The organism is Streptomyces sp. NPDC001970 (assembly GCF_053594115.1).
The window spans coordinates 240,925-256,433 of sequence record NZ_JBSFDW010000005.1; the positions used below are offsets into that span (position 1 = coordinate 240,925).

Annotated in this window: 14 protein-coding genes and 3 pseudogenes; 6 read left to right on the top strand and 11 right to left on the bottom strand. The window is 70.8% G+C overall.

Translation table 11 applies throughout. The features are described from left to right. Positions 1-94: 94 nt before the first annotated feature. From ACWCP0_RS09260 to ACWCP0_RS09270, 3 genes and pseudogenes are all read left to right on the top strand, one after another. Positions 95-1,190 (top strand): annotated as a pseudogene (locus ACWCP0_RS09260) (glutamate--cysteine ligase). 158 nt (positions 1,191-1,348) lie between these two features. After that, positions 1,349-1,564: a CsbD family protein gene (locus ACWCP0_RS09265; protein WP_451078229.1), complete on the top strand. Its 216-nt coding sequence runs from the start codon at positions 1,349-1,351 to the stop codon at positions 1,562-1,564. A gap of 288 nt (positions 1,565-1,852) precedes the next feature. Next, positions 1,853-2,761: a SigB/SigF/SigG family RNA polymerase sigma factor gene (locus ACWCP0_RS09270; RefSeq protein ID WP_451078230.1), complete on the top strand. Its 909-nt coding sequence runs from the start codon at positions 1,853-1,855 to the stop codon at positions 2,759-2,761. On the opposite strand, the pseudogene ACWCP0_RS09275 reads toward ACWCP0_RS09270, so the two are convergent. The 8 genes and pseudogenes from ACWCP0_RS09275 to ACWCP0_RS09310 form a co-directional block, all read right to left on the bottom strand. After that, a pseudogene (locus tag ACWCP0_RS09275) lies at positions 2,744-3,683 on the bottom strand (TIGR03557 family F420-dependent LLM class oxidoreductase). The gene ACWCP0_RS09270 and the pseudogene ACWCP0_RS09275 overlap by 18 nt on opposite strands. A 1-nt stretch (position 3,684) precedes the next feature. Continuing rightward, positions 3,685-3,915: a DUF6480 family protein gene (locus tag ACWCP0_RS09280; RefSeq protein WP_451078231.1), complete on the bottom strand. Its 231-nt coding sequence runs from the start codon at positions 3,913-3,915 to the stop codon at positions 3,685-3,687. Positions 3,916-3,920: 5 nt separating this feature from the next. Continuing rightward, positions 3,921-4,718: pseudogene (locus tag ACWCP0_RS09285) on the bottom strand (metallophosphoesterase family protein). Beyond that, positions 4,715-4,906 carry a hypothetical protein gene (locus tag ACWCP0_RS09290; RefSeq protein ID WP_451078232.1) on the bottom strand — a complete coding sequence of 64 codons (192 nt, stop codon included), beginning with the start codon at positions 4,904-4,906 and terminating at the stop codon, positions 4,715-4,717. Before ACWCP0_RS09290 ends, ACWCP0_RS09285 begins: the two are co-directional and overlap by 4 nt. A 104-nt stretch (positions 4,907-5,010) precedes the next feature. Then, positions 5,011-7,125, bottom strand: coding sequence for an elongation factor G (gene fusA / locus ACWCP0_RS09295; protein WP_451078233.1), 2,115 nt, complete (start codon positions 7,123-7,125; stop codon positions 5,011-5,013). Positions 7,126-7,605: 480 nt separating this feature from the next. After that, complete coding sequence (locus ACWCP0_RS09300) at positions 7,606-7,866, bottom strand: hypothetical protein (protein WP_451078234.1); 261 nt, start codon at positions 7,864-7,866, stop codon at positions 7,606-7,608. A 161-nt stretch (positions 7,867-8,027) separates the two neighbouring features. Then, complete coding sequence (locus ACWCP0_RS09305; protein ID WP_451078235.1) at positions 8,028-8,501, bottom strand: carboxymuconolactone decarboxylase family protein; 474 nt, start codon at positions 8,499-8,501, stop codon at positions 8,028-8,030. Between the two features lie 152 nt (positions 8,502-8,653). Then, on the bottom strand, positions 8,654-9,232 hold the full coding sequence (locus ACWCP0_RS09310; protein WP_451078236.1) for a type III effector protein: 579 nt from the start codon (positions 9,230-9,232) through the stop codon (positions 8,654-8,656). Positions 9,233-9,276: 44 nt separating this feature from the next. Between ACWCP0_RS09310 and ACWCP0_RS09315 the strand changes: the two genes are divergently transcribed. After that, on the top strand, positions 9,277-10,059 hold the full coding sequence (locus ACWCP0_RS09315) for an aminotransferase class IV family protein (protein WP_451078237.1): 783 nt from the start codon (positions 9,277-9,279) through the stop codon (positions 10,057-10,059). Positions 10,060-10,125: 66 nt separating this feature from the next. On the opposite strand, the gene ACWCP0_RS09320 is transcribed toward ACWCP0_RS09315, so the two are convergent. Next, positions 10,126-11,040 (bottom strand): phosphatase domain-containing protein, encoded by a 915-nt coding sequence (locus ACWCP0_RS09320; protein WP_451078238.1) that lies wholly within the window; start codon positions 11,038-11,040, stop codon positions 10,126-10,128. Between the two features lie 2 nt (positions 11,041-11,042). After that, positions 11,043-12,284, bottom strand: a complete 1,242-nt coding sequence (locus tag ACWCP0_RS09325; RefSeq protein ID WP_451078239.1) for an RNA ligase — start codon at positions 12,282-12,284, stop codon at positions 11,043-11,045. Positions 12,285-12,420: 136 nt separating this feature from the next. On the opposite strand from ACWCP0_RS09325, the gene pgm reads away from it, so the two are divergent. Next, a complete protein-coding gene (pgm, locus tag ACWCP0_RS09330) occupies positions 12,421-14,061 on the top strand; it encodes a phosphoglucomutase (alpha-D-glucose-1,6-bisphosphate-dependent) (protein ID WP_451078240.1) in 1,641 nt (546 codons plus the stop codon). Positions 14,062-14,165: 104 nt separating this feature from the next. Here pgm and ACWCP0_RS09335 read toward each other — a convergent pair whose 3' ends face one another. Further along, positions 14,166-14,954: a LysR substrate-binding domain-containing protein gene (locus tag ACWCP0_RS09335; RefSeq protein ID WP_451078241.1), complete on the bottom strand. Its 789-nt coding sequence runs from the start codon at positions 14,952-14,954 to the stop codon at positions 14,166-14,168. 58 nt (positions 14,955-15,012) lie between these two features. Between ACWCP0_RS09335 and ACWCP0_RS09340 the strand changes: the two genes are divergently transcribed. Next, positions 15,013-15,405, top strand: coding sequence for a DUF5997 family protein (locus tag ACWCP0_RS09340; protein WP_451078242.1), 393 nt, complete (start codon positions 15,013-15,015; stop codon positions 15,403-15,405). Positions 15,406-15,509: the final 104 nt, after the last annotated feature.

The window sequence follows — 15,509 nt, forward strand, 5'->3', positions numbered from 1 at the left end:
GACCACGCAGAGGGCTCGCCCCGAGGGAAGACTGTGTGGACGGCACATCCGAGAGCGCGTCACCAACGCGTGTGTACCGGTCCGCGAAAGGTCGATCGCCGGGCGAAGTGTGGGTGTGGAGGAGGAACTGCTGCTGGTCGACGCGGAGAGCGGCGAGCCGAGAGCGCTGTCCACCGCAGTGCTGGCGGCCGCCTCCCGCGAGGCCGTCGGGGAACAGGACCGCTTCCAGGCGGAGCTGCAACGGCAGCAGCTCGAATTCGCCACCCACCCGCAGGTCGACATGGGCAAGCTCGCGAGCGAGATCACCCGGTGCCGTGCGCAGGCCGCGCGACATGCGGAGGACAAGGGCGCTGCCGTCGCCACGCCGGCCACATCACCCCTGCCGGTCAGGCCGGAGGTGGGGACGGGCGAGCGGTACCGCTGGATGGAAGAGCAGTTCGGCCTGACGACTCAGGAGCAGCTCACCTGCGGCTGCCATGTGCATGTGTCCGTGGTGTCCGACGAGGAGGGAGTGGCCGCTCTCGACCGCATCCGGCCCTGGCTGGCCGTGCTCCTGGCGGTGAGTGCGAACTCGCCCTTCCGGCAGGGCCAGGACAGCCGGTACTGCAGCTGTCGCGCCCAGATGTGTGGCCGCTGGCCTTCGGCAGGGCCGTTGGAGGTGTTCGGCTCCGCCGACCGCTATCACGAGCTGGTGCGGGAGATGATCGGGACCGGTGTTCTGCGGGACACAGGCATGATCTATTTCGACGCCCGCCTCTCCCACGCCTGTCCCACGGTGGAGATCCGGGTCGCCGACGTGTGCCTGGACTCCTCCACGACGGTGCTCGTGGCCGCTGGCGCGAGGCCTGGTGGACACCGCGGCCCGCCAGTGGCGGGAGGGCGAACCACCGTCCCGCCACGGGGTGGGCGTACTGCGGCCGGCTGCCTGGCAGGCGAGCCGGTCAGGACTGGACGATCAGCTGCTCCATCCCGACACGATGACACCAGCACCGGCGGAGGCGGTCGTTCACGCTCTGTTCGATCATGTGCGAGAGGCGTTGGAGGACAGTGGTGACGTCCTTGCCGTCCAGGAAGGTCTGGCCGAGCTGATCCGGCGTGGCAACGGCGCAAGCGTGCAGCGCGAACTGCTGCGGCGAGCAGGGAATTTGCGGAACGTCGTCGCCGAATGCGTGTGCCGCACCGGCCGGTAGCCGAGGCCATGCCGTTCTGGCGGCTCGACCGCGCAAGGGACCACCGTCATCGACGAGAAATTCACCAAAGAGAAGAATGATGTTTGCCGGGTCCCGCGCGAGGTAGTCGAGGCACATAGGACGAAAAGCAGTATCAATCACCACAGGAGCTGATTCTCGTGGCCGCTGAGGGAAAGAAAATACGCGGCAAGGCCCAGGAGACCGTGGGCAAGGCCAAGCAGAAAGCAGGAAAGGTCACAGGCGATGAGGAACTGCGCCTGAAGGGGGCCGAGGACCGCGCAGAGGGCAAGGCGCGCGAGGCAGCCGCAGAAGCGGAGGAAACCGCACTCGGAGCGGCGGACAAGGTGAAGGGAAAGGCACGCAAGCATATGTGAGGAACCGCGTCTCCGTATGAAACGGGTCCCCGGACGGGATAGCTCTCCCGCCCGGGGACCAATGATGTCCGTGGATACGGAAATCGGCCCCCGAGGTGCCCATCCGATTCCGCCGTCGAATGGAGATGAAACGAGCCATCGAGCCGCCCGCCGCGTCATTCCCGGCGTTTGCCGGTGCAGCGGTCGGGCAGGCGCATCACGTGCTTCGGAGGCGCGCACCCGTGGGAGCGTTGTTCGGCTCCGGAGCGGTCCACCACCGTCAGCCCGCACAGGGAGCCGAGAGTGACCATGCGAACGTATGATCGCAGGAAGCACCCCCACAACGATGCTCCGGACACGACCGAGGCCTTTCTGCGGCTCGCCGGCCTGGCCGACGGTCCCGAGAAGACCGCGTTGCGCCAGGATCTGGTGACCGCCTGGCTGCCCATGGCGGAACGGCTCGCCGGGCGGTTCCGCAACCGTGGCGAGGCGATGGAGGACCTTCGCCAGGTTGCCGCGCTCGGGCTGGTCAAGGCCGTCGGACGGTACGACCCGGGCCGGGGTGGTGCCTTCGAGGCGTTCGCAGTGCCGACGATCGACGGGGAGATCAGGCGGCATTTCCGCGACCACACCTGGACCGTGCACGTGCCGCGCCGGGTACAGGACCTCAGGGTCCGGGTCCGTATCGCCCGTGAGGAGCTGGCCCAGGCGGGGGGCGGACGTGCGCCGACCGCTGCCGAGATCGCCCGGCACGCGGGCATGGCGGAGGAGGGGGCCGCCGCGGGTCTGGCGGCGCTCGAGAACTGCAACACCCTCTCCCTCGACGCCGAGGCGCAGGGCAGCGAGGACGGATACACGCTCGCCGACACACTGGGCGGGCCCGACCGGGCGCTCGACGTCGTCGTCGACCGTGAGGCGGTCCGACCGCGGCTGAGCCGGCTGCCGGACCGTGAGCGCAGGATCCTCTACCTCCGCTTCTTCCGGGACATGACGCAGAGCGGCATCGCCGAGGACCTCGGGATCTCGCAGATGCATGTCTCACGGCTGATCAACCGCTGCTGCAGCCGACTGCGGGACGAGGTCGTGCGGGATGCCGTGCTGCCGGGCCCGGGCCGCCATGACGTTCACTCACCCCGGCGGCCCTCGACCCGGCCACCACGGCGGGGTGTCCGGCCCCGCAGGCGCCGCTCCTTCGACGGCTCAGCCGAGGGCGCGTAGTCTCCGACCGAGGGCGCGGAGTTCGGGCAGCAGCTTCTTCTCCGCCCACTCCAGGTAGTCGTGCTGGTTGCCGCCGATCTGGACAAGTGCCACCTCGGTGAAGCCCGCATCCACGAAACGCCGTACCGCCTCGACGGTCTCCTGGGCGTCGTCGCCGTTCGGGTTGGATTCGGCCACGTCGCCAGGTCGCACGGACCGGGTGGCGGACTCGAAGGAGTCGGGGTGGCGCAACTCCGCGTTGGCCTTCCAGCCCGGACCGAACCACCGGAACTGTTCGTGTGCACGGCTCACGGCCGTGTCCCGGTCGGTGTCGTCGCAAAAGGGTCGGCTGCCCCACCCGCGGCTTTCCGGTGCCGCCGGCCCGGCCGAAGGCCTCCGGCAGGGCGGGGTCGGACTCGACGGCGATCAAGAGATCGGCGTACCGGCCCGCCGGCTCGCAGGAGGTGTCGCCGGAGACCGCGATGCCGATCGGCGGTGGCACGTCCGGCGGGTCCCAGAGCTTTGCGGAGTCAACGGTGAAATGCCCGCCGCGCCGGGAGACGTGTCCTCCCTCGCAGAGCGCCCTGATGATCTCGACCGCCTCGCGCAGCATGTCCATCCGCACATCGGCGGGCGGGCAGTCGCCCGCGACGTGCTCGTTCAGATTCTCGCCGGAGCCGAGGCCGAGTGTGAAGCGTCCCTCCGAGAGGAGATGGGGCGTCGCCGCCTTCTGCGCGACGACGGCCGGGTGGTAGCGCATCGTCGGGCACGTCACGAAGATCGTCAACGGGACCTCCGAGGTTGCCTGCGCCGCCGCGACGAGCACGCTCCACGCGTACGGCGAGTGCCCCTGTGCCCGTAGCCACGGGAACGCATGGTCGGAAGTCACCGAGAAGTCGAGTCCGACGACGCGGAAGCGCCACCGTGGCGGCCCGGTCCGCACCTCAGAGCAGCAGGACGAGCGCGTAGACCAGGAAGAACGCCGCGATCACCAGAGCCAGTACGGCAATGGCAGCCAGCGGCCCTTTGGCCCAGCCGCGCGTGCGGGTCTCGTACGGGCCCGCGCCGGAGGACGTGCTCGACTCGCCGGGCGGGGTCTCACCCGGCGGCACCGAACCGCCGGGCTCCAGGCCGGGGGTCACTCGTGGGTCGGGGTCGGGATTGTAAACAGTCATATAGTCTAGTTGCCCGTTTTATCCCGATATATTGATTCCTGTGGGTGCAAGGAGGTGTACGGCCCCTGCAGGTGATGGGCGGCGAATGCACGGCCGATCACGGGCTGTGCCACATTGCGTACGCGCACCCCGCCCGCCGTCGTCCCGTGCTCGACACCCCGGTGCGCGTGTCCGTGCACGGCCAGGTCGGCACCGGCCTCGTCCACCACCTCGGCGAGCAGATGGCTGCCGAGGAACGGGACGATCTCCGGAGGCTCGCCGGCGCGAGTGTCCAGCACCGGCGAGAAGTGCGTCAGGGCGATCCGTACGCGCGATCCGTACGGCGCAGCCCTCTTCCGCGAGCGCTCCGAGCGCATGGCGCAGGCTCGCCGCGCTACGACGGTTGTGCCGCACGAACTCCCTCATCAGCGGCTCGCCGAACTCGCCGGCGCTCCGACCGGCACAGCCGCCGCAGAAGCCCTTGGTTCCGGCGATGCCGACCTTCGTGCCACGGATGTCCAGCACGGTGCCGTTGCCCTCCAGCACGGTGACTCCGGCAACGGCCACCACCGCCGTCACCTCCGCCTCACGGTCGGAGTGGTAGTCGTGACTGCCCAGCACGCCCACGACCGGGACCGGCAGCCCGGCCACTTCTCCGGTACTCCGGCGACGATCTCGGCTTCGGCCACGGTGCCGTCACGCGTGAGGTCGCCCGCGAGCAGGAACACGTCCGCACGGTCCCCGAGGGTGTCGAAGGCGGGACGGAGCAGGCCCCGGCAGTCCTCGCCCAGATGGATGTCGCCGACAGCCGCCGCCCGGATCATGGGAGCTCCTCCGGGCGGTCGGGTGCGGAGGCCGAGGCCACCACCAGGTCGGAGCGGACAGCGGCGGCGCCCAGTTCCTCCGCGGCGACGCGCAGGATCGCGTCCCGGTGCGCGGCCGTGCGCACGATGCCGGAGAGCACGACGGCCTCCTCCCCCACGTTCTCAACTGCGGCCGACGTGGGGTCCAACGCCGCCCTCAGTAAACGGAATTGGACGTCCCGTGGCCGGTGACGGCCCGTCCGCAGGCGGTCGGAATCGCTCCGCCGCCTGCGGACGGGGCCGTCAGGTGCAGTTACGTCGACAGCAGCCCGTCGGACACCGCTGCCGGTACGGGCGCGTAGCCGGTGGCCCGGGTGGTGAAGGTGCCCCGGCCCTGGGTCCGGCCGCGCAGCCGGGACGCGTAGCCGAAGAGCTCGGCCAGCGGCACGGTTGCGGTGATCACGGCTGTGCCCGCCCGCGCGGTCGAGCCCGAGACCCGGCCGCGGCGTGCCGCCAGGTCGCCGAGCACTCCGCCCACGGCGTCGTCGGGCACGGTGGCCGTGACCTCGACCACCGGTTCCAGGAGCGCCATCAGGCCGGCGCGCAGGGCCTCCCGCAGCGCCAGCCTGCCTGCCGTCCGGAACGCCATCTCCGAGGAGTCCTTGGCATGGGTGGCCCCGTCGGTCAGGGTGACCCGCAGCCCGGTCACCGGGTGACCGCCGAGGGGCCCCTCGGCCAGGGCGTCCCGGCAACCGGCCTCCACCGCCCGGATGTACTCCTGCGGCACGCGTCCGCCGGTGACGGTCGACCGGAACTCGAAGTGCCCAGTTCCGCCCTCCGCGTCGTCGCCATCGGGCCGCCCGCCGGCAGGCGGCAGCGGCTGCACGTCGAGCACGACATGGGCGAACTGACCGGCGCCGCCGTCCTGCTTGACGTGCCGGTACACCAGGCCGGACACACCGCGGACGACCGTCTCCCGGTAGGCCACCTGCGGTCGGCCGACGACGACCTCCAGCCCGTGAGCGCGACGGACTCTCTCCACCGCGACCTCCAAATGCAGCTCGCCCAGCCCCGACAGCACCGTCTGGCCGGTCTCGGGGTCGGCCCGAACCGCCAGTGAGGGATCCTCCTCGACCACCCGGGCCAGCGCCGACGCCAGCCGGTCGGCGTCGAGGCTCCTGCGGACCTCGACCGCCACGGAGACGACAGGCTCGGCCACCGTCGGCGGTTCGAGGAGCAACGGAGCTGCCGGTGTGCACAGAGTGGCCCCTGCACGGGCGGCCTTCAGCCCGACGACGGCGACGATGTCCCCGGCCACCGCCCGGCCCACGTCGGCGTGCCGGTCCGCCTGGACCCGCAGGATCCGGCCGATCCGCTCGGTGCGGCGCGCGCCCACGTCCAGCACCGCGTCTCCCTTCTCGATCGATCCTGAATACACACGCAGGAAGGTCAGCCTCCCTGTGGCCGTCGAGCTGACCTTGAACACCAGCGCGGCGAACGGCGCGGCCGGGTCGGCGGCCCGTTCCTGCGCCGTGCCGCCCGAAGTGCCCCGTACGGGCGGCACGTCCAGGGGTGAGGGGAGGTAGGCCACGACGGCTTCCAGCAGCGGTTCGATCCCGCGGTTGCGATAGGCCGACCCACACAGCACCACCACGCCCTCGCCACGACGGGTGAGGTCGCGCAGTGCCGCGGCCAGAGTCCGCGCCGAGACCGTCGACTCCGCGCAGAACTCCTCCAGAGCGACCGGGTGCAGTTCCGCCACCGCCTCCTCGAGCAGCCGGCGGCGCCGGTGCGCCTCCTCGCGGAGGTCTTCGGGCACCGGGACGTCCTCGTACGTGTCCCGGCCGGCGCCCCAGACCAGCGCGCGCATACGCAGCAGATCCACGACCCCGGTGAACTCGTCCTCCCGACCGATCGGCAGCTGGACCACCAGCGGGACGGCGTGGAGCCGTTCCCTGATCGACGCGACCGCCGTGTCGAGGTCGGCACCGGCGCGGTCCAGCTTGTTGACGAACGCGATCCGCGGCACTCCGTGCCGGTCGGCCTGCCGCCACACCGACTCGCTCTGCGGCTCGACGCCCGCAACGGCGTCGAAGACCGCGATCGCGCCGTCGAGCACCCGCAGCGAGCGCTCCACCTCGTCGGAGAAATCGACGTGGCCCGGCGTGTCGATCAGGCTGATCCGGTGTCCGTCCCAGACGCAGCTCACCGCCGCGGCGAAGATGGTGATTCCGCGGTCGCGCTCCTGCGAGTCGAAGTCGGTGACGGTGTTTCCGTCATGGACCTCGCCACGCTTGTGGGTGGCGCCGGTGACGTACAGGATCCGTTCGGTGACGGTGGTCTTGCCGGCGTCGACGTGGGCGAGGATGCCCAGGTTCCGGACGCGGGTCAGCGGACTGGTCGTATGGCGTTGCCTGGTGGTACGCACGGCCCATGGCCTTTCAGGGTGTTCGAGAACTGGGCAGCGCGATTCCCGGACGAAACGGCCTGACGACAGCTCGAGGGCGGCCCGGCGGGCGGCCTGAGGTCAAGCGGTCGGGATCCGCCAGGGTCCTCTGAACCGAGGCCATCCAGGAAGCCGCTGATGCGGCGCGACGGCACGGCACCACGAGGGCACGGGGAGGACACGACCGCGGCGCCGAGCTCACCGGGCCGACCGGACGGGCAGTCAGGAGTCAGGTGTTCGTCACGGACGTCCGGTGGCGGCCGCGCAGCCGACACCGGGCACAGGAAGACATCAGGATCACGTCGAACCGTGACCGGGGAACGGCGACAGCGGTGCGGTGACGCACGGCCCGGCTCCCCTCGCTCGTCGAAACGCGCGCTGTGATGTCGTGTCAGCGCGCAAGCCGAGTGTAGTGAGCGGGGCCGGTGCCGGGCACTCGATTATCCGTCCGCCTTGTCGGCGTCAGGCGGCCGCAGCCCTCGGCGCCACCGCCGCGTCGGGCCCGTCCATGTGGCCCTCGTCCAGATCCTGCGCAACCGTGAGGCAGAACGCGTCGTACCCGCTGGCCCATATCCCCTCCACCGCAGCGTCAGCGGGGGCACTACGCGGCGCGGGGACGAGCGGTGTCGGGGCAGCGGTCGCGAGGTCGAGCACGGACCGGGGCGCGGGCCGCGGTTCGCGGACTTCCTCCCACAGCAGCATCTCCTGGTCGACGACCGGCACGTAGCGCCCGTCCAGCTCCAGAACGGAACCGTCCCGGCCGACGCCTTGGAATCAGTCGGACCGCTGGGCGGACCAGAACAACACCCCGGACTCCGCGAAGCGGTGCCCGGCGTGTGTGCTGCTGTTGGTGCCGGACGACACCGGCGGCCACGGCCGTCGCGTCAGTGGAACTGGCCGGGCTGGTAGTCGCCGGCGGGCTGCTGGACGATGACGTTTCCGCGGTTGAACGCGTTGATGAGGGCGATGGTGCACACCAGGGCGGCAAGCTGGTCCTCGTCGTAGTGCTTGGCGGCATTCGCCCAGACCTCGTCGGTGACGCCACCGGCCGCGTCGGCGGTGCGGGTGCCCTGCTCGGTCAGCTCCAGGGCGGCGCGTTCGGCATCGGTGAACACCTTGGCCTCCCGCCAGGCCGCGACCAGGTTGAGGCGTGTCGAGGTCTCCCCGGCGTGCGCGGCGTCCTTGGTGTGCATGTCGACGCAGAAACCGCAGCCATTGATCTGACTGGCGCGGAGCATCACCAGTTCGCGCGTCGCGGCGGGCAGCGTCGAGTCCGCGAGCACCTGGCTCGCAGCGACGATGTGCTTCCCGAACTTGGCTGCGACCGGACTGGCCATGAGGTTCAACCGAGCTTCCATGGTGCACTCCTTTGTCGTTGTCGGTGGTTACACCTCTTGGACGGAACAGCTCGGCAAGCTGTGACATGGCCGAATGTGACGCGCGTCTCCCTGTCGCACCGAGACGCAGTCCACGGCGACGTTCCGTACCGCTGCCATGACGTCGCCCCAACTCACCGCGCTCCCCGATGCCCCTTTGATCCACCCGTTGATCCGAACGAAACTGCCTGGGGGTGGTGGCGTCGCAGATGCGGGCCGGTGTCGGTCAGGGGGCCGACGTGGTTGGCGGCGTTGCCGTCCGCGAGGGCGGGGGTGAGGCGGACGATCGTGGTGCGGGCCTCGGCGGGGAGGTCGGTGAGGGAGGTGATCTGGCCGGCAAGGTGACGCAGGGCCGCGGCGTTGCTGCGGGCCCAGGCGGTGACGGTGCGGTCGGCGGCGCGGCGGACGCAGGTGGCCTTGACTCGCTGTTCGCCGGGGGTGCCGTCGGCTCCCGGGCGTACCCGCAGGCGGCGGCGTTCGGCGGCCTGGCGGCTCATGACGCCGCGCGGTTCGGTGAGGTCGGCCCGGCCGGCACCCGCTGCACGTGCGGCGTCGATCAAGCCCGGCTCCCATCCGGCGAGTTGATGGCGTACCTCACGCAGCAGGAGGGGGGCGGCCAGGGCCTGCTCGGCGCTGGTTCGGCCGGGGTCGGACCGCTCGTCGGCGTCCGCGGTGCGGGCGGTGTGCACGGCGTCGTCCACGGCGTCGTGCACGGCGAAGGTGCAGAAGACTGATCGTCCGATGCCACACTTGCCGCATGGCCACTGTCAACGGAGCGCCCGCGGTGACCGACGACCTGCTGGCGCTCGCCCTGACGAACTACGGGCACTTCACCACCATGCGCGTGGAGGACGGGGCGGTCCGCGGACTGTCGTTGCACCTCGACCGGTTGGTCCGGGACTGTCGCACGGTGTTCGGGACGGAACTCGATACCGAGCGGGTGCTGGACTGCGTGCGGCGTGAAGTCGGAGGGCTGACCGGTGAGTTCACCGTACGGGTCACCGTCTTCGATCCCGCGCTGGACATGCTGCACCCCGCCGTGAAGGCGGACCCGCACGTCCTCGTCACAACCCGTTCCGCCGGCGCCCTGTCCCCGCCTCCGCTCACCGTGAAGTGCCTTCCCTATCACCGCGACGCCGCCGCGGTGAAGCACGTGGCGCTCTTCGGTCAGCTCAGGCTGCGGCGTCAGGCGCAGCTCGCCGGATTCGGCGACGCTCTGTTCGTCGAATCCGGCGGCCGGATCTCGGAAGGAACCACTTGGAACATCGGGTTCGTCGACCATGCCGGAACGGTGGTGTGGCCGGAGGCCGATGTACTGCCGGGCGTGACCATGCGGTTGCTCCAGGCGGCCCACGGCCCGAGCGTCACGCGTCCGGTGCGCTCCGGTGAACTCCGGTCCCTGCGGGCTGCCTTCGCCACGAACACCTCGATCGGCGTCCGTACGCTCAGTGCCGTCGACGATGTGACGTTCCCGGTCGACGATCCGGTGCTCGCGGTGCTGCGCGAGGTGTACGCAGCCATTCAGCCGGAGCGCCTGTAGCGGCAGCGGCCCCAGGACCGCCGCAGGCCGGGGTGGCACGTGCTCCACCCCGGCGGCACCGGCCGGCTAGAAGTTGCCGTAGTTGACCTGCCAGGTGGGCAGGCCCATACGGCGCCAGACGGCGACCACGCGGTCGCGGTCGTCCAGGGAGACGCGCACGGCGAAGCGGTGGCGGACGTGACGGTCGAAGAGTTCGGCCTTCACGACGTCGTCGCGGCGGCCGTCGCCGGCGGCGCGCATCCACAGTTCGTCGCAGGGGACCTCGTGCCGGCGCAGCCAGGCCTCCGTCATCTCGCGGTGTTCCTCACCTCGGCCCGACAGCAGGACGATGACATCGCCGTCGGCGCGCCGGAAGGACCCCAGGGCCCCGCGCACCGACACGTTGAGCAGGTCCTCGTCGCAGCGGGTGAAGTCGTAGGGGCCGCGGTCGCCCCGGATGGCGAGCGTGCCGTCGATGTCGCACATCACTGCCGCCGGCAGCGCCGGGTCGGCGACGTACGGCTTGACCGAGGGCTCGTCGTTCAACCACGCGTCGGTGAGCTGCCAGCCGCCCCTCCTGACCTTCTCGTGCTTGTCGGCCAGGATGCGGATGATCTCCTCGCCGACCGCCCTGTCCCGCTCGGCGTCGCGCCGTATGCACTCGTCGAGCGGTACGTCGGTGAAGTCGTGCACGACGAAGGCGGCCTGCCCGGCCACCGCTGCCTTCAGACGCTTGGGGATGTGCGGCGTCAGATGCGTGTTGTCCACGACGACGTCGAAGCCGTCGTCGACCGCCGCCCGCACCGCCGCGTCCTGGATGGCCAGCACGGTCTGCTCATGCGCATGGGACCGGCCGCGCTCGGGCGCCGGGACGTCGAGCATCGACCGCAGGTCGTCGAGGTTCACGCGGCGCATCCGGCCCTCGGACTCCGCCTGCAGCCTGCGCGCGGCGGTCGTCTTCCCCGAGGCAGGAAGCCCCGTCATGACGTGTACTACGGGCACGGTCAGTTCTCCTCGTCGGTCAGATACGGGTCGGGCGCCTCTGGCCGGACGGAACGGTACGTCACCAGCTCGGTCGGTCGCCCGTCCAGGCGCAGGAACATGGCGGGGCGTACGGCGGCGTCGGGCAGTTGCTTCACGGCGCGGGCGAAGGCGCCCCGGTCTCCTGCGAGATGGGCGAGGGACGCGTACGCCTCGTCGATCGCGCGCTCGCGGTCGGCCACGTCCTTCTCGATCCGCGCGATCACCTCGCGCACCCAGGCGTCGAACTCGTCGGGCACCTGCTCCAGCAGGGCGTCGAGCGGCTTGCCGCCGGACGCCTCCAGGTCCGCCGTCGAGCAGCCCAGCGCCTGGGCCATCTGCTTGGCGGGCAGCCCCGCGAAGCGCTGGATGCCGTGGCTGCGCCAGATGTCGCGCTCGGTGACGCCGGTGAGCACCTTGTGGAGCCGTACGTACTCGGACAGCTTGGCCTTCGCCCGTACGCCCGAGGCGAAGCGCAACACGAAGCCCTCCGCGTCGGTTCCCGTGGCTGCCCGGCCTCCGGGCAGCCGGTTGGACTCGGCCAGGGCGAGCAGTTCGGCGAGCGGCATGGGCGGCCAGACGGTGACGACCGAACCGATGCCGTTCCAGCCGGCCGCGGCGTCGGTCAGCGGAATCTCCGTGCCGTCCTTGCCGAAGGCAGCAAGGAGCACCAGGTCCCGGCGGTCGCCGTAGTCGACGACGATCCGGTTCTGCGGGTACAGGATCTCGGCGAGGTAGGTCACTCCGGGCACCAGGGCGGAGGTGTCCTTGCCGTCGAGCAGGCGCTGGGCCCAGGTGGCCTGGGCGCTGATGAACGAGCCCTTGGACGCGACCCGCCACCGGCCGGCGTAGTGGAAGACCACCGCGAGGCTGCCGTCGACCTTGTCGTACACCTCGAACGGCTCGTCCGGGAGGGCAGGCGCGTACGGCTGACCGGCCTCGTGCTCGCCGACGTTGAAGAACTTCGGCAGCGGCAGCGCGACTATCTCGCCGGTGGCGTCGTCGGCGACCAGGCCGCGGCAGCGCGTGGTCACCCGGTTCCAGACACGCTCGTACTGGCACGTCCGCGTGTACGTGTAGAGGGACAGCGGCAGTTCGGGGTGCGGCTTGCAGGTGACGTGCCCGGCGTCGAGGGCCGACGCCAGCTCCTGCGGCGGCAGCAGCTCGTGGAGAGTCAGGTATGCCTGGCTCATGTGTCCCTCCCGGTAGTGGTCCTTGATTGTCATGTGCGGGAGGCTCTGTCGAACACCGATTTACCTGCAGGTCGGGGCTGTCGGCGGAGGTGCAGTCGGATGAAACGCGCCCGAGGGGCAATCATGAGTCGTGCACTGATCGCACCGACCGACGTGGAGGAGTGGACGGATGCCGAACGAGCGCGCGGGACAGCAGGCGCGGCCGGAGGACCTCATCGACGTGGCCCGGCTGGTGACCGCGTACTACGCCTTGCACCCCGATCCGGCCGAACCCGCCCAGCGTGTCGCCTTCGGCACGTCGGGACACCGGGGGTCTTCCCTCGACACCGCCTTCAACGAGGACCACATCGCCGCGACGAGCCAGGCGATCTGCGAGTACCGGTCCCGGCAGGGCACCGACGGGCCGCTGTTCCTCGGCGCCGACACCCATGCCCTGTCCGAGCCCGCCCGGGTGACGGCCGTGGAGGTCTTCGCCGCGAACGACGTCACCGTGCTCATCGACACCGCCGACGGCTACACCCCCACCCCGGCCGTGTCTCACGCCATCCTCACCCACAACCGTGGGCGCTCCTCCGGCCTCGCCGACGGGGTGGTGGTCACGCCCTCGCACAATCCGCCGGCCGACGGCGGGTTCAAGTACAACCCGCCGAACGGTGGGCCGGCCGGTTCCGACGCGACCGGCTGGATCCAGGAGCGCGCCAACGAGATCATCGCGGGCGGTCTCAAGGAAGTACGTCGACTGCCCTACGCGGCGGCGCTCGCCGCGCCGACCACCGAACGGTACGACTTCCTCGGCGTCTACGTACGAGATCTGCCGACCGTGCTCGACCTGGACGCCGTGCGCGCCGCGGGCGTGCGCATCGGCGCCGATCCGCTCGGGGGCGCGTCCGTCGCGTACTGGGGCCGCATCGCCGATGAACACCGCCTCGATCTGACCGTCGTCAACCCGCACACCGATCCCACCTGGCGGTTCATGACGCTGGACTGGGACGGCAAGATCCGGATGGACTGCTCGTCCCCGTACGCGATGGCGTCACTGATCGAGCGCCGCGACCGCTTCCAGATCTCCACCGGCAACGACGCCGACGCCGACCGGCACGGCATCGTCACCCCGGACGGCGGGCTGATGAATCCCAATCACTACCTCGCCACCGCCATCGCCTATCTCTACAGCCATCGCGATCAGTGGCCGGACGGCGCAGGCGTCGGCAAGACGCTGGTGTCGTCGAGCATGATCGACAGGGTGGCGGCCGACCTCGGCCGCGAGCTGGTCGAAGTGCCGGTCGGTTTCAAGTGGTTCGTGGACGGGCTGATGGACGGCTCCTTCGGGTTCGGCGGCGAGGAGTCCGCCGGGGCCTCCTTCCTTCGCCGGGACGGCTCGGTGTGGACCACCGACAAGGACGGCATCATCCTGGACCTGCTCGCGTCCGAGATCCTGGCGGTGACGGAGCGGACGCCGAGCGAGCACTACGCATCGCTCACCGCCCGGTTCGGCGAACCGGCCTACGCCCGCGTCGACGCCCCCGCGACCCGCGAGGAGAAGGCGGTACTGAGCCGTCTCTCCCCCGACCAGGTGACGGCCGACAGCCTTGCGGGGGAACCGATCACCTCTGTGCTCACGCACGCTCCGGGCAACGGGGCGCCCATCGGCGGCATCAAGGTGACCACCGCCAACGCCTGGTTCGCCGCGCGCCCTTCGGGCACCGAGGACGTCTACAAGGTGTACGCCGAGTCCTTCCTGGGACCTGACCATCTGACGCGCGTGCAGGAGGAGGCCCGGTCCGTCGTGGCGGCGGCACTGAGCAGCTGACGCGGCAGTCCGTAGCCGGTCCGGTCAAGGCCGGTCCGGTCCGGCGGTCCGGACGGGCCTCCGAAGCCGGGCCGCGACCGGTCCTGGCGGCGGGCTCGGCCGGGCTAGGACCGACGGCGGGGCTTGCCGCGCCTACCGCTCTTGGGGCCGCCGCCGGCCGCGCTGCGCGGGCTCTTGCCGGTCGCCTTGCCGGCGCCCCTGCCAGTGGCCTTGCCGGCTGCGGGCTTCCGCTGGGCGCCGCCTGTCTCCGCGCGCTTGCTCTTCGGCTGCGCCGGGGTCGAGGGGCGACCCCGTGTGCTGTTGACGGTCCGCCCGCGGACGATCCCGATGAACTGCTCCACCAGGTCGGTCGTCTGCTCCTGCGGCCACGACAGCGCGACGCGCGACTCGGGGGCGTTCGTGACCGGCCGGTAGGTGAGGTCCTTGCGGTGGTGGAGGCGGGCGAGCGACTGAGGGACGACGAGCACTCCCACGCCCGCCGCCACCAGCTCGACGGCGTCCGCCGTCGTGGCCGGGCGCTCGATCGCGGGCCGTCCCGGCAGGCGCTCCCAACCGAGGACGTCGTCGAGCGGGTGCAGCACGACGTCGTCGGCAAGATCCTCGGCGGACACCTCGTCGACCGCCGCCACGACGTGGTCCTTCGGGACCACGACCACCGTCGTCTCGGTGTAGAGGGGGATCGCGCTGAGATCCGTGCGGTCGACCGGAAGCCGCACGAACCCCGCGTCGGCACTGCCGCTCCGCAGTACGTCGAAGGCCTCGGCGGCCGGGACCGCGATGAGGTCCAGTGGGACTCCGGGCAGCCGCTCGTTCCAGATCCGCACCCACTTCGAGGGCGTCACTCCCGGGACGTACGCGAGCCGGAACGAAGGGGGTACTTCCGAGCCTGTCACTCTCACAGGCTACCTGTCATGGTCGGGCGTAGTGCACACGTTCGATACCCTTGGCACCATGACGTCGCACCAGAGCGCCCAGACGATGAAGCCCGCGACCGCGGCGAAGAAGCTGGGTGTGTACCTCGAGGCCACCCCCGCCGATTTCCAGGAGGGTCTCGTCTCGCGGGCCGAGCTGAACGCGCTGCAGGCCGATCCGCCCGAGTGGCTCCAGGAGCTGCGCCGCAACGGTCCGCACCCGCGGCCGGTGGTCGCGGCGAAGCTGGGCATCTCGATCTCGGGCCTCGCGCGTGGCGGAATCACCGAGCCGCTCACCACGGAGCAGATCGACGCGCTGAAGAGTGACCTCCCCGAGTGGCTGCAGAAGGAGCGCGCCACCCAGGCCGAGGTCCGCAAGGAAGCGGCGCGCATCAAGGAGAAGAACGCGGCGCGCGACGAGCAGCCTCGCTGACCGCATTCTTGATCTTCCTGCCTCGCAGGACTCGGCACGGCACCCGTCCGGTTTCCGCGCATCCGGCAGGCCCAGGTTCGGGCACCTGACCTGGGCGGATGCCG

Bases quoted from the DNA above. Each gene is read 5' to 3' on its own strand.
- pgm (WP_451078240.1), top strand. From the start codon at position 12,421: ATGCCGAACGAGCGCGCGGGACAGCAGGCGCGGCCGGAGGACCTCATC.
- ACWCP0_RS09270 (WP_451078230.1), top strand. From the start codon at position 1,853: ATGCGAACGTATGATCGCAGGAAGCACCCCCACAACGATGCTCCGGAC.
- ACWCP0_RS09325 (WP_451078239.1), bottom strand. From the start codon at position 12,284: ATGACAATCAAGGACCACTACCGGGAGGGACACATGAGCCAGGCATAC.
- ACWCP0_RS09340 (WP_451078242.1), top strand. From the start codon at position 15,013: ATGACGTCGCACCAGAGCGCCCAGACGATGAAGCCCGCGACCGCGGCG.
- ACWCP0_RS09305 (WP_451078235.1), bottom strand. From the start codon at position 8,501: ATGGAAGCTCGGTTGAACCTCATGGCCAGTCCGGTCGCAGCCAAGTTC.
- ACWCP0_RS09315 (WP_451078237.1), top strand. From the start codon at position 9,277: ATGGCCACTGTCAACGGAGCGCCCGCGGTGACCGACGACCTGCTGGCG.
- ACWCP0_RS09280 (WP_451078231.1), bottom strand. From the start codon at position 3,915: ATGACTGTTTACAATCCCGACCCCGACCCACGAGTGACCCCCGGCCTG.